The following is a 14169-nucleotide window of genomic DNA, read 5'->3' on the forward strand; positions in this document are numbered from 1 at the left end:
AAATTATCATTTGTATTCACTTATCATTTAATAATATTTTAAATTGATATTGTACTCTTTCTAAGGTGTATATAAAGTTTAAAATATTCACAGTTGTCTAAAGCATTTTAAAAGTTTTGAATAATGACCTTATTTATTCTTGCAGTTATAACAGAATGGTAGGTAAACTTTAAATTGCTTTCATAGGAAATAAATCGCCTGAAATATGGCAACGTAATTGTAAGAGAGTTTAAGCTAATGGCGGAGGTCTGCAAAAAAGCAAATTACCCTTTAAGGAAATGATCAGCGTGAAAATATGGCTCAGAAGTTCCTTTGTAAAATACAGGCACGGTCGTCCGGGTATTATTGGAGTTTCGGGTAAGGTAAAGTTGAAATATTGTCCGCCGGTATTGGCACATTTGCAATTCAAAACTGATCTGGCTTCCGATAAGCATTGACTCGGTAAAGGATTTACAAATGTTTCGGGCTTTGCAGATATCTTGTGAAACTGCTCATTCCGGGCTTTGTTTTCTGATAGCTTTGAAGAATGGACGTTTTTTATCTTCTGTTTATGAAGCTCTGTCAGTTTTACGATCACCTTTGTAGCTTCCAGCTGATTTTCCGGATCATACAGGATGGCATCGTGAGTAATGAAGATGAATGCTTTATCTGTATTTGAAACCGAGATATTTTCTTTTGATTTCAAAGAATCGGCAGATAGATATGTTTTTGCCGGGATATTATTATTTGTACGTGCAGAATCAGGAATGATTCCCTCTTCAGTCGGTACAGCAGAGTAGCCCGACGTGAAGAGGAAAAGCAGTAAGATCTTAAGATTACTGAATGTGGGAATCTTAAAATAAGATACCATATCCCTTTTTCTCATCATTTGTGTTTTTTCAATTGTGTGCTTGTTTTGAAGAAGTCGTTATTGCCACCTCACCAAACAGGGACAAAATTGAAATAATACTGAAATGCACACAAAAAAAGAGACCCTATATGCATCCTATGTTTTCGTAAGTATTTGATTTTTAGATGTTAAAATGATTGATGAAAATCAAAAGGATATTTGTATAGTTGTTTGATAAGTTTCGGGAATTTTAATTTTTTGAGGTCTTAGATTTTGTTGATCCAGATATAAAGGTCTTCATCAGACGGGATGTTGAATTTTTTCCTGATGCGGCTTTTTCTAGCCTGCACAGCTTTTTCTGTAACGAAAGTATAATTGGCTATCTCTTTGGTAGAGAAATTGAGCTTGAGATAGGCGCAGAATGCAAATTCGGAATTAATTAAATCCGGGTTCAAAGAGATAAGTTTTTCACAAAAATCAGGATAGACCTCCTTGAAGCGGGTAAGGAAATATGGAGAATTGGTTTTTGCCAATTGGATGACTTCATCAAACGAGTCATTCACCTTATATTCTAGGTTTTTCTTTTCGATTTCTTTTTGTATGATCTCTTTCTGCTGAATTTTTATGATCTTTTCTTTTTCCTTTTTATTTCTTTTATATAAAAAATAACCTAATGACAGAAAAATGACAGCTGATAAAGATATTATAATTAATATATTATGATTTTTGGTTTCAATTTCTTCCTTTTCAATTTCTTTTTCTTTTATCAGTTTGTCAACGGAAAAGTTTAGGGCTATTTTATCGGCCGAACTTAGACTATCATTAAGAATGGTGTATTTTTTTAGATATTCTACAGATTTATCTTCCTGATTCAGTGATTTATAAGTTTTAGAAATTGTTTGGTATATATCTCTAATATCAATATGAGATTTAATCTTTTTCGAAATTTCTAGGCTTTCAAAATAATATTTAAGAGCTTCATTATAATTCTTTTGTTTGGAATATAAATCACCCCAGGCTTGAATTACCGCTGATTTTTGATAAGGACTGTAATTCTGAGAGAGTTGGTTGCCTAATTTTAGATAGTATATAGCAGAATCCATTTTTTTTGGATCATTATTGATATAATGTAAGGCCAGATTGGATGCAGTAATGGCATCTGGTTCAATCTTGAAAGCTTTTTCAAAATATATTTTGCTAGAGTCTGATTCTTTTAAATATTTCAAATTATCGGCTTTACATGCATATACATATACAGAATTGTTTTTTCTATCTATTGGATTGGATATTTTTTTATTTGAGATTATTGCTTTATTATAATATTGGTTTGAAGTGTCATATAATCCTATAAAATGATATACCTTGCCAAATTCTGTATAAAGTTCTGTTGCTAATGAGTAATCTTTTATTTTAGTCAATTCTTTTTCAGCAATTTCCAGATATTTCAAGCTTTCACTATAGTAATTGATCGTGCATAAAAAATTTCCAATATCAATATAACCCACTACAACCCCTTTTTGAAAATTTAGTTTTCTGCATTGGTTTATAAGTTTCAGTGTTGATTCTATTCCCTCTTTAAATTTTCCGGAATCATGGGTGTTGTTATAATTATCCATAAGTGCCTGATCAATGTCAGGATAGGTTTTTCTTTGCCCATTAACACGCACCGACAACAACATTAAAATAAATAAAATAGAAAGGTAACTATAAATAGAATTTCTTATTTTATGGTTTTTGTTCATCATTTTGTGGGATTAATGTTAACAAATTTAATATTTTGTTATGATAATTTTGAATTTAATTTCTATTATAAAAAAAATGAATCAAAGCTAATACAAATCATCTGTATTAATTATTGGTTATTTCTTATTTGGTTATATTTGTGCCGTGAAAAAGCTGGGATATTTATTAGTTCTTTTAGGGAGTCTGACGTCTGCTCAGGACCATCTTTCTGGTTTTAATATGATGTCTTTTACTTATAAAGCGACCCCGAAATGGATGGCTTACGTGGAACTGCAGACGAGGGCCAGACGTGATTATACAGTAATTGATTATTACGAGACAAAAGGAGGAATTGGTTATAATATTACTAAAAACAATCAGGCTTTTGTAGGGCTCGGTAGGTATGGGACTTATGAGAAAATGAAGATCTCTCAGGAGGAATTCAGGCTTTGGCTGCAATATACTTTTACGCAGAGATTTGGGCGACTGAAGCTAGATCACAGAGGAAGGGCGGAACATCGTTTTTTCTACGCCAGCCAAACCGGAGAACATACGGAAGCGAACCGTTTCCGGTACAGATTGAGTGGAACTTTGCCTATAAATAAAGATAAAGTGCAGGAAGAGACATTCTTTGTGAATGCTTTTGAGGAGTTATTCTTTGGCTCGAGAGAACCGAACTTCAAAAGAAACCGAACTTTTGCAGGCTTTGGTTACCAGTTCAATCATACGTTGTCTGCAACTACAGGTTATATGTTCCAGCGGGAGTTTTCTACAAAAGGTAATGATAATTTCCATTTTCTTTACTTTTCTCTGAATTTCACAATCGATGGAACGGATGACGAGAAGGATATCGTGATCCCAATGGTGGATTAGAAAACTCTCGCAGATTTAGCAGATAAAGCAAATTTAAAATCTGCTGAATTAGCTAAATCTGCGAGAGTGATTTTAATACTTTTCAGAAAGATAGAGGTAAGCTTTCAGATATTTGTTAAAGCGTTTCAAATCTTTTTCCTGTAATAACTCTGTACATCTGGTCAGATCCATATTGTCCCTCAGGTCATTCAGTTTTACAGCAATGGCAAGTGGACTTGTTTCTATCCTTGCGATGAATGCGTCGTAATCCAGATGTTCTTCTTCTCGTTTTGTAAGACATTCGATAGCCTCAAGGATATATTCTGGGAAACCCTTCTCACGCAAATATTCTATTGGAAAGTCAGGATTGTCTTCCACAACATCGTGGAGAATACCTACAATCTTTTCATCAATGGTTTTGCCGGCATTCATCACTCGGAAAACATGTCCTAAGTATGGTGCATTATATTTGTCAGTTTGTTTTTTATGGGCTTTGGTAGCAATTTTTATGGCTTTGTAGAGGAGTTCGTGCGTCGACATTTATTTTTTTTGTTTTTATTTTTATTGAACAAATGTAAATACTGAAAGTATAGAAAGCAATATCAAAACTACTTTTTTCATTGATTAAATTTTAAATTGAAAATAAAAAAAACCTTAACTAATTATGTTAAGATTTTATTAAAAATATAGTTTTTAGTACTATCTTCCTTTAAGTTCATCTAAAAGTCTTTCTAAGGAATTGAGGTCAGAAATCAAAACCTCTCTCGCTTTCGCACCATTGAAACCGCCCACAACGCCAGCAGCCTCCAATTGGTCCATGATTCTTCCGGCTCTGTTATATCCTAATTTCAGTTGTCTTTGTAACATAGATGTTGAACCTTGCTGTGTAGAAACCACTATTCTCGCACCTTCTTCAAACAATGCATCTTTTTCATTCGGGTCAAATGCCCCAACAGTTGAAGCGGCATCTTCTCCAGAATATTCAGGAAGAAGATAAGCGTCAGAATATCCTTTTTGCTCTCCAACGAATTCCGCAATTCTTTCCACTTCCGGTGTATCTACAAATGCACATTGAAGACGAGTCAGATCATTTCCGTTGAAATAAAGCATATCGCCTTTTCCAACCAATTGCTCTGCTCCAGGCGAATCTAAAATAGTTTTGGAATCCACTCCGGAAATCACTCGGAAAGCAACTCTCGCAGGGAAGTTTGCTTTGATCATACCAGTAATTACGTTAACTGAAGGTCTTTGCGTGGCAACAATTAAATGAATTCCAATTGCTCTCGCTAACTGCGCCAATCGCGCAATCGGATGTTCCACTTCTTTTCCAGCGGTCATAATAAGGTCTGCAAATTCGTCCACAACCAGAACGATATAAGGCAGATATCTGTGTCCGTTTTCAGGATTCAGTTTTCTTTGAGCGAATTTGGCGTTGTATTCTTTTATGTTTTTACAGAACGCATTTTTCAGCAATTCGTAACGGTCATCCATTTCGATACAAAGTGAGTTCAGTGTGTTGATCACTTTTGCATTATCTGTGATGATTGCATCTTCTGTATCAGGCAATTTTGCTAAATAATGTCTTTCTATTTTTGAGTAAAGTGACAATTCCACTTTTTTCGGGTCAACCATTACGAATTTCAATTCGCTTGGATGTTTTTTATAAATCAAAGAAGTTAAAATCGCATTGATACCAACCGATTTTCCTTGCCCTGTTGCTCCTGCCATCAAAAGGTGAGGCATTTTTGCAAGGTCAGCCACGAAAACTTCGTTAGAGATAGTTCTTCCGAAAACGATTGGCAGATCCATATCGGCTGATTGGAATTTCGGAGATGCCACAACCGAACGCATAGAGACCATTGTCGGATTTTTTCTAGGAACTTCGATTCCAATGGTTCCTTTTCCTGGCATTGGTGCGATGATTCTGATTCCAAGTGCGGAAAGATTCAGCGCAATATCATCCTGTAATTTTTTGATTGCTGCAACGCGGATTCCGGCTTCCGGTACAATTTCGTAAAGTGTAACAGTTGGGCCGATCGTCGCTTTGATTTCGGAAATTCCGACATTGAAAGTTTTTAATAAACCAACAATCCTGTTTTTATTTTCTTCAAGTTCATCTTTATTGATTGTGATTTCCTCGTTTCCGTAATCTTTCAGTAATTCAACAGAAGGCATCTGGAATTTTGCCAAGTCCAATTTATGGTCATACAAACCGTGTTTGCTGACAAGGTCATCAGATTTTTGCTGTTCGGCGGTTATCGGGAAATCTTCATCTTTTTTTATTTCTACATTGAAGGCAAAATCATCCTCCGTTTTTACAGCCGGAGTTTCCACAATTGGTCTTTGATGTTGAGATGGAGTAGAAGATAATACAATGGGTTCAGGAGCAGATTCTTTAATTGGTTCTTTGATTTCTTCCTTGAAAGAAGTTTGATTCGGGGTTTTTATTGGTTCGAAGTCCTGAGTGACCTTAATATTACTGAAATCATTATCCGTTTTTATAGGCTTTTCTTTCCCCGCAAACTTTTCAGGGATAATTTCTTTTTCCAGTTCTTCGTCTGCTTCAAATTCTTCATCAGAATCTGGCATCAGATTTTTAAGTCTTCCGAATGTGTTGTCATTGATGTCATTCAATTTATTTTTGATAGAACTTGGCCTTAGATTGAATTCCAGGACAAAATACAAAGCAAAACTTACCAAAAGAACCAGCCAAAGTCCCACAGAACCGATATAAGATTTCAGATAATCCATGATCTGATAACCATAAACACCGCCAAGAACGCCTTCTCCATTGGTCACAGCTCCAAAGAAAATCGGAGTCCAGCAAATGAAAAATAAACTGTGGGAAATAGTTTTCCAAGGTTTGAAATAATTCTTCTTGAAAATCAATGTTCCAAAAACAAAACACAAAAATGCCACCACAAAAGCCGCAACGCCAATACTTTCAAAAATGAAGAGGTTTCCCAGCCAATCTCCGATTTTCCCAAACAGATTGGAAGATTGTACTGTTTTGTCAGCCATTGTGCCGGCTTGGCTTTGGTCTGCTTTCCAGTTCATCAGATAAGAGACGAAAGAAAGTGTCAAAACAATTGATAATATGATGAGCGAAACACCCGAGATTATCCTTGGCTTTGAGATGATTTTGCTGGAGTTTGAGGTCGTATTTTGTTCGTTGTTCATTTTCAAAAAAGGTCAATAGATGCAAATTTAATGTTTTTTCTCACTGATGTAAATTGTTGAGAGTTATTTTTAATTTTTCTTAAAATTATATGGATTTTTAGCACTCTAATTATCAGTTTTAAAAGGCTTATTAAGAACGTTTAAAAATAACGTTTAAGCCTTCCAAAATGACAAAAAACAGTTTTTTTTGATGTCGTTGTGGTTTATCATCCTTATTTTTGTGGATTATTAAATTTCAGAATGAAAAAGATCCAGGATATTCTCATTTCTACGCGAACGATGGCTGTTTTGCTCCTTGCTTTCGCAATTTCTATGGCGGTTGCTACTTTTATCGAAAACGATTACGGAACGCCAACTGCCAAAGCATTGATCTACGAAGCAAAATGGTTTGAGGCCATTATGTTTTTATTAATTCTAAACTTCATTGGTAACATCGGAAGATATAGACTTTGGAAAAGAGAAAAATGGCCTGTTTTGGTTTTTCACCTGGCTTTTATTCTGATTTTCATTGGTGGTGCAATTACCCGTTACATCAGTTTTGAGGGAACGATGCACATCCGTGAAGGTGAAACTAATAATGAAATTATAACAGACAAACATTTCTTCAAAATCAAAATCGAGGAAAAAGGTGACCAGCAGAATTACCATGATGTTCCATATCTAATGTCACCACTTCATCACGATTTCCAGGCAACTTATGATTTCCTTGGAAAAGAAAAGATCGTTGTGAAAGCTCTTGATTATATCCAGAGAAAGAAAGATAGTTTGACTGTTGACAAAGCAGGGAAAGAATTCTTGCATTTGGTTTCAACCAGCGATATGGGCGGTCGTCAGAATATTTATTTAGGAGAAGGTGAGGTTCAGAATATCAATGGGACTTTGGTAAGTTACAACAGGACTGCAATAGAAGGCGCTGTGGAATTCCAGAAAAAAGATGGACAACTTTATATCAAAACACCGACTGATGCGGCTTATATGACAATGGCAACCCAGGCGACTGGAACGACTAAGAAGGACGAGTTCCAACCTTTGGTTTTGAGAAGCCTTTATACGATTGACCAATTGAAGTTGGTAATTCCGGAAGGTACAAAACGTGGGAAATTGGTTGCTTATGAAGGCGACAAACAAAAAGATAAAGACGTTCCGGATATGCTGAAAATAGAAGTGGACGGACCAAAAACAAAACAAATTGTTGACCTTGTTGTAGAAAAAGGAAATCCGAATAATTACAAGCAGATCCATATAGATGGTTTGGATATCATGTTGGGATTTGGACCGAAGATTTATTTCACGCAGCCTTTCGCACTTAAACTGGAAAAATTTGTGATGGAAACTTATCCCGGAAGTTCTTCGCCATCAGCTTACGAATCTCACGTTAGAATTGTGGACGAGGGAAAGGAAACGCCTTACAATATCTATATGAATCACGTTCTTAATTATAAAGGATACAGATTCTTCCAGGCCAGTTTTGATCCGGACAGAAAAGGAACAGTTCTTTCTGTGAACCACGATTTCTGGGGGACTTTGATCAGTTATATCGGTTATGCATTCTTATTTTTAGGGATGTTTGTGACAATGTTCTGGAAAGGGTCTAGATTCTGGAGTTTAAACCAAATACTGAAAAACATTAGCAAGAAAAAAGTGGCAACTGTTCTTTTGATTTTATTAAGTTTCGGAATCAATGCTCAGGAAATTGATATGCATGGAACAGACGGAAGCCACGAAGGTCATTCCCATTCAACCGAAGCAAAAGCAACTTCTGCGAGTAAAAATCCGATGGTTTTGGATGCGGACGAAATGGTGAAAAATATTACAATCAACAAAGAACACGCAGACAAATTTGGTTCTCTATTGGTTCAAAATTACGAAGGTCGTATTGTTCCTGCTAACACACAGGCGCTTGATATTTTACATAAATTGACTTCACGTTCCAAATTCCAGGATCTGGATGCCAATCAGTGGTTCTTGGCTGCTACGATTGACCCGATGTTTTGGGCTCAGGTCAATATCATCAAAATTGAAACTGCGGGTAAAGTTGGAAAAGACCTGAGAGCAAAAACAAAAGCTACGGACGAAGGTTTTACAAGTTTGATTAAATTATTCCCAGCCGATAAAAACGGAAATCTTCGCTTTGTTTTGGAGGATGATTATAATGATGCATTTAGAAAAAAAGCCTCTGAAAGAACAAGATATGATGAAGCAGTTATTAAATTAAATGACAAAGTTCAAGTATTGAATGGGATTATGTCCTACCAATATTTCCGAACAGTTCCGGTAAAAAATGACCCGAATCACACTTGGAATTCTGTAATGACACCGACTTTTGAGCCGGATGAAAATGCACAGGCGGTTTTGGGACCATATTTGTCTAGTGTACTTTTGGCAACACAGGGTGGAAGCTGGGCAAAAGCTGATGCTGAACTTAAAAAAGTAGAAGAATATCAACAGAAATGGGGCAAAAATGTAGTGCCTTCTGAAACCAAAGTCAAGCTTGAGGTTTTGATGAATACATTGGACATCAACTTCAAATTGTTGATCTTCTACACAATTATTGGAGGATTGCTTTTAGTTTTAGGTTTTATAGAATTATTTAGATCCAATAAAATCCTTCATAATGTTATAAAAGCAATCATTTATATAGGTGCGGTTGGTTACACTTTCCATTTCTTAGGATTGGTTGCTAGATGGTACATCTCTGGACATGCACCTTGGAGCAATGGTTATGAAGCGATTATTTTCATCTCTTGGGTGGGGATTACTGCGGGTTATGCATTGTATAGAAACTCAAATGCTTTGATTCCCGCGGCAGGATTTTTAGTAGCAGTGATTATGATGGGATTTGCGCACGGTGGTTCCGCACTTGACCCGCAGATCACACCATTAGTTCCTGTTCTTAAGTCCTATTGGTTAGTAGTTCATGTTGCGATTATCACTTCAAGTTACGGGTTCTTCTCCTTGTCGATGTTGATTGCAATGATCTCTTTGATTTTCTATGTGATTTCAAACAAAGAGACATTCAAAAAACATAATGATACAACGCTGAAAGAATTGGCAATCGTAAGTGAAATGTCTTTGAACATCGGACTGTTAGCGTTAACAATCGGAAACTTCTTAGGTGGAATTTGGGCCAATGAATCCTGGGGACGTTACTGGAGCTGGGACCCGAAAGAAACTTGGGCTTTCATCTCGATTATGGTCTATGCATTTGTGATCCATATGAGGCTCGTCCCGGGACTGAGAGGCAGATACACTTTCCACGTGGTGACGATGTTTGCTTTCTGTTCAATGGTAATGACATATTTTGGCGTTAATTATTACTTGTCAGGATTGCACTCATACGCAAAAGGAGACCCGATCCCATTACCAACTTGGGTCTATATCAGTTTAGCGTATATGATTCTCCTTTCTGTGGCAGCTTGGTTTAAGTATAAAAAGCTGAACCAGAAAAATGAAAAGAGAACACAGGTTGAGCCTTAAATAAAAAAGCTGTCAGATTTTAGACAGCTTTTTTATTTTGTCCCTTTTTCTGACAAAATTACCGATGGCGAATATACTTTTAGCTTTGGCGGTTTCAAAGTTGTCGATGTCAATTATGATATTAGCCTTGGCGAGTATACTTTTGGCTTTGGCAAGTATAAAACTGCTCATGGCGTTTATGCTATTAGCCTTGGCGTTGACAAAGTTACCGATGACGGATATAAAACAACTGATGGCGATTATAATATTATCCTTGGCGATTTCAAAACTACCCTTGATGGTTATAATATTATCATTGACAATTATAATATTCGCCTTGGTAAAAATAATTTTTACCCTTCTCCAATTAAATTGAAAAATAACCAGGCCTACTTTAAAAACTTCTTAATATAAACCTCCCGTTGATTCTCAGAAATATCTAGGATGTGATGGATATAGTTATCCATAGAACCATACTTTTTATCAATCTCATCAAAAGCAGACTGGAGATAATTACGCTCGACCCATCCTGTTTTTTCTAAAACACCAATGTCCAATTTTGGAAATATGAAATGTAAATTATTAGCCAAGTTTAACCGCTTCTGAATTACTTTTTGTCTCAGATTATTGGATTGTAGATATTCCTCGAAAATAACAGAACTATCAAATTTCAGAATTTTCAAGATCAGAGCTGTGATCATTCCGGTTCTGTCTTTTCCTGCAGTACAATGGTAAAGGACCGGCTGCTCAGAATCCAGGATTTCTGTAATGATCTTCTTAATGACATCCGGATTTTCAGAAATATAATCTTTATAAAATTGCATCATTCTTGCGTCTGCATCATCTTTCTTAAACCTGCCTTTTAAAACTTGCTTTTTGGCATCTTTCAACTCTCCGTTTTCATCTTCGAAGGCGGGGTGATTTTGGTAAGAAATAGTCTTTGGGAAATGATCTGGTTCTTTTGTTATTTCCTGATGCGTTCTCAGGTCAATGATTTTATTGATCTTCAACGATTCGATTTCGTCGAAAGAAGAATTTCTAAGTTTGTGGAGATTCCCGCTTCTGTAGATCAGACTGTCTTTTAAAGACTTTCCTTCAGAGTTTTTAATTCCTCCTAAATATCGAAAGTTATTGACCTTCTTGATTTCAACTTGGTTTTTATTATAGTAGGTAGAGAACTCGGGTTGGGAATGATAAGTTTTACAGGAAACCAAAAATAGAAGGATCAAAAAATAGAGATATTTCATTTTTTAAGAACGTTTTCTCATGCTTAAATATTTTTCGAGTTAAATAAAAATTCCTGCCGATCAAGCAGGAACCTTTATAATTTTATTGTTTGATGACCTTCTGGGTTTGGGATCTGCCATCTGCAAAATCTATTTTCATTAGATAAATACCTGATTGTAATTTAGAAAGATTGATCTTTGTGGAATTATCTTCCAGCAATATTTTACCATCAACATTATAAACAGACACTTTGTTCACTTTTGCGGTTGAATTGATGTTGATAAAATCCTTAACAGGATTTGGATAGATTGATATTTTCTTTGTGTCGATATCTTCTGTTCCAAGTTTTATTTGAGTAGAGTAAACGGGTCCGTACCAAACACTGCTTTGGTCATTCGAACATTTTGATTTTACATAGGTCTCATAGATCCAGTTAACGGTCAGGTCTGTTCTTGTATCTTTTGGATCGTTCTCTATGTCACGATAAACTTCGGCACCGGCAGTTGTGAAGACATTTCTTCTTCCCCAAAGTGTTTGCCATTGGTTAGAAGTTCCAGCTTCTTTCCATTCCGTGCTTACTGTGGTATCTATTTGGCTGGCGATTTTTAAATCATAGGGAGCAGGGCAAATGACATCTCCGTTTTTCTGATTTTGGATATACATAGAAATCGGGAAATAACCTTGCTGGCCAGTGAAGACGGCAGTAGGGACATCTATTTTGATGGTATGGGTTCCTGCAGAAAGATTTCCAAGACCGACTTCACGATTCGGAATAACATCACCCGGACACCAGTTGTTCCAAGATATCCATCCTCTCAAAGTTTTAGCAGTTGTTCCGTAGATCCCGTTCCCTTGCGTGTTGTATTGTCTGTAATCTTCACAGTTTTTTCCACCTGGCATATATTGACTTACCAACTGGTCATCTAGATAGACGTTATGTACTCTTTTTACATATTCTTCACCTCCGGAATTTGATCCATGGTTAGAGGTGCTAAGATGTAGAATAGCATTTGGAACAGGCTGTTCAAGCATAAAAGTTACTAATCTTGTTGTTTGTCCCGGAACATCTGTAGCATTATAATTATTTAGGTTTTGACGATAAGAAAGTGGTAAAAAGAAGTTTTGAGAAGGTGTTACGACTCCACTTGTTACAAATTCCAGATTCCCACGGAAAACATCTGTTCTGTTCGCACATCCAGCAACCTGAGTATTGGCTGCGGCAGAGTAACCATCAGCTCGGAACTCGATCCAAAAATCATACATAGCAGATAGAGCTGTATCATGCAATATGTTAGAAATATTATCCACCTGAAAACTGTATGGAACCTGAGTTGGCGAAATGTTTTTGTTCATAAAAGGCGTGATAAAACGTCCAATCTCGATACGCTTGATGTCGCTTTGGTTATAAGTATAAGTTGTTGCTCCTTTTGGTACAAGGACAAGATTGACACCAGCAAGTCTGTCATAGTTGTCACAAGCCGCTGTTAGAACGATATTCATTTTTACGCTGCTTCCTATCGATGCGATCTCTGATTCGGTCAGTTTCCTGGAAATGATGTCCTGTTCATAGGCGTGCAAACGGATTGCGCCTGAAGGGATCTGAGAATATGCTTCCGCAGGTAAAGACTCTCCCTCGCCCAGATAATGATACATGCTGTAGAAAGGAACATCATTGAAAACCGATACATTTTGAGATTTAAAAAAAGGTGTTAATGCAAGTCCTGCAAAAACAAAAAGTAATTTTTTCTTCATATTAGATTATTATTGCAACAAATTTAGAAAATCTTTGTGAATAGAGCCTTTTTGATAATTGTTTTTATGGATTTAATTTTTGTTTTTATCGATTATGTTAAGATTTCGATAATTTAAGTTTCGAATACTTGCAACGGAATTTAAACTTGTGATTCTCCTTGAAAAAAGTTATCTTTAGAAAAAAAACAAATTATGATATACATTGGATTTATAATATTTTTTGGGCTTATCACATTATTTGCTTCTTTCTTCACAGTAAAACAAGAAACGGCCGCACTTGTGGAACGTTTGGGAAAATTCCATTCGGCAAGACATGCGGGATTACATTTGAAAATTCCATTCATCGATCAGATCTCGAAACGGATGAATCTTCGTATCCAGCAATTGGATGTAATGATCGATACCAAAACACTTGATAATGTTTTTGTGAGAATGAAGATCTCGGTACAGTTTCAAGTGATCAGGACTCAGGTTGCAGATGCGTTTTATCGACTGGAGAGTCCGCATGATCAGATCACATCCTATGTTTTTGATGTTGTGAGAGCAGAAGTGCCAAAATTGAAATTGGATGATGTTTTCCTTAAGAAAGATGATATAGCGGTGGCTGTAAAAGCAGAACTTCAGGAAGCGATGCAAAGTTATGGATATGATATTATCAAAGCTTTGGTAACTGATATCGATCCGGATGAACAAGTAAAACATGCTATGAACAGGATCAATGCAGCAGAAAGAGAGAAAACTGCAGCGGAATACGAGTCTGAGGCACAAAGGATCAGAATTGTGGCAGTTGCAAAAGCGGAAGCCGAATCCAAAAAATTACAAGGGCAAGGTATTGCGGACCAAAGAAGAGAAATAGCAAAAGGTCTGGAAGAGTCTGTAAAGGTTTTGAACAACGTTAATATCGAACCTCACGAAGCTTCAGCTCTTATCGTTGTGACACAGCATTATGATACTTTGCAGTCTATTGGGGCGAACAATCGTTCAAATCTTGTTCTTCTGCCAAACACGCCAACAGCTGCCAGCTCTATGTTGAATGATCTGGTTGCGGCAATGGCCGTTTCCAAAAAAATTGAAGATGATGAAACGCCGAAACCAAATCGACAGAATCCGAAATTATTATAAAAAATTAAAGCCTGAATATTCAGGCTTTT

10 protein-coding genes are annotated in these 14169 nt (G+C 36.3%); 4 read left to right on the top strand and 6 right to left on the bottom strand.

Translation table 11 applies throughout. From position 1 onward, the window contains the following. Positions 1-229: 229 nt before the first annotated feature. Both BLT30_RS06510 and BLT30_RS06515 read right to left on the bottom strand, forming a co-directional pair. A complete protein-coding gene (locus BLT30_RS06510; RefSeq protein ID WP_139166587.1) occupies positions 230-868 on the bottom strand; it encodes a hypothetical protein in 639 nt (212 codons plus the stop codon). A 227-nt stretch (positions 869-1095) separates the two neighbouring features. Further along, positions 1096-2574 carry a tetratricopeptide repeat protein gene (locus BLT30_RS06515; protein WP_089872505.1) on the bottom strand — a complete coding sequence of 493 codons (1479 nt, stop codon included), beginning with the start codon at positions 2572-2574 and terminating at the stop codon, positions 1096-1098. A 142-nt stretch (positions 2575-2716) separates the two neighbouring features. Between BLT30_RS06515 and BLT30_RS06520 the strand changes: the two genes are divergently transcribed. Continuing rightward, a complete protein-coding gene (locus BLT30_RS06520) occupies positions 2717-3424 on the top strand; it encodes a DUF2490 domain-containing protein (RefSeq protein WP_245707127.1) in 708 nt (235 codons plus the stop codon). A 72-nt stretch (positions 3425-3496) separates the two neighbouring features. Here BLT30_RS06520 and BLT30_RS06525 read toward each other — a convergent pair whose 3' ends face one another. Both BLT30_RS06525 and BLT30_RS06530 read right to left on the bottom strand, forming a co-directional pair. After that, entirely contained in the window at positions 3497-3943 is a 447-nt protein-coding gene (locus tag BLT30_RS06525; RefSeq protein ID WP_089872507.1) for a phosphohydrolase, read from the bottom strand. Between the two features lie 159 nt (positions 3944-4102). Further along, positions 4103-6583: an FtsK/SpoIIIE family DNA translocase gene (locus BLT30_RS06530; RefSeq protein WP_089872509.1), complete on the bottom strand. Its 2481-nt coding sequence runs from the start codon at positions 6581-6583 to the stop codon at positions 4103-4105. A gap of 240 nt (positions 6584-6823) precedes the next feature. On the opposite strand from BLT30_RS06530, the gene ccsA reads away from it, so the two are divergent. Next, positions 6824-10060, top strand: coding sequence for a cytochrome c biogenesis protein CcsA (gene ccsA / locus BLT30_RS06535; RefSeq protein WP_089872511.1), 3237 nt, complete (start codon positions 6824-6826; stop codon positions 10058-10060). Between the two features lie 64 nt (positions 10061-10124). Then, the gene (locus BLT30_RS18085; RefSeq protein WP_139166588.1) at positions 10125-10415 is read left to right on the top strand and encodes a hypothetical protein; all 291 of its coding nucleotides are present in this window, start codon (positions 10125-10127) and stop codon (positions 10413-10415) included. Positions 10416-10428: 13 nt separating this feature from the next. On the opposite strand, the gene BLT30_RS06545 is transcribed toward BLT30_RS18085, so the two are convergent. Together BLT30_RS06545 and BLT30_RS06550 are read right to left on the bottom strand one after the other, a co-directional pair. After that, a complete protein-coding gene (locus BLT30_RS06545) occupies positions 10429-11286 on the bottom strand; it encodes a tyrosine-protein phosphatase (protein WP_089872515.1) in 858 nt (285 codons plus the stop codon). 82 nt (positions 11287-11368) lie between these two features. After that, positions 11369-13018, bottom strand: a complete 1650-nt coding sequence (locus BLT30_RS06550) for a peptide-N-glycosidase F-related protein (RefSeq protein ID WP_089872517.1) — start codon at positions 13016-13018, stop codon at positions 11369-11371. Between the two features lie 192 nt (positions 13019-13210). On the opposite strand from BLT30_RS06550, the gene BLT30_RS06555 reads away from it, so the two are divergent. Further along, positions 13211-14140 (top strand): SPFH domain-containing protein, encoded by a 930-nt coding sequence (locus BLT30_RS06555; RefSeq protein ID WP_089872520.1) that lies wholly within the window; start codon positions 13211-13213, stop codon positions 14138-14140. Positions 14141-14169 lie beyond the last annotated feature (29 nt).

Origin of the sequence: Epilithonimonas hungarica, from assembly GCF_900102265.1 — a bacterium.
In the GTDB taxonomy this organism is placed as follows: domain Bacteria; phylum Bacteroidota; class Bacteroidia; order Flavobacteriales; family Weeksellaceae; genus Epilithonimonas; species Epilithonimonas hungarica.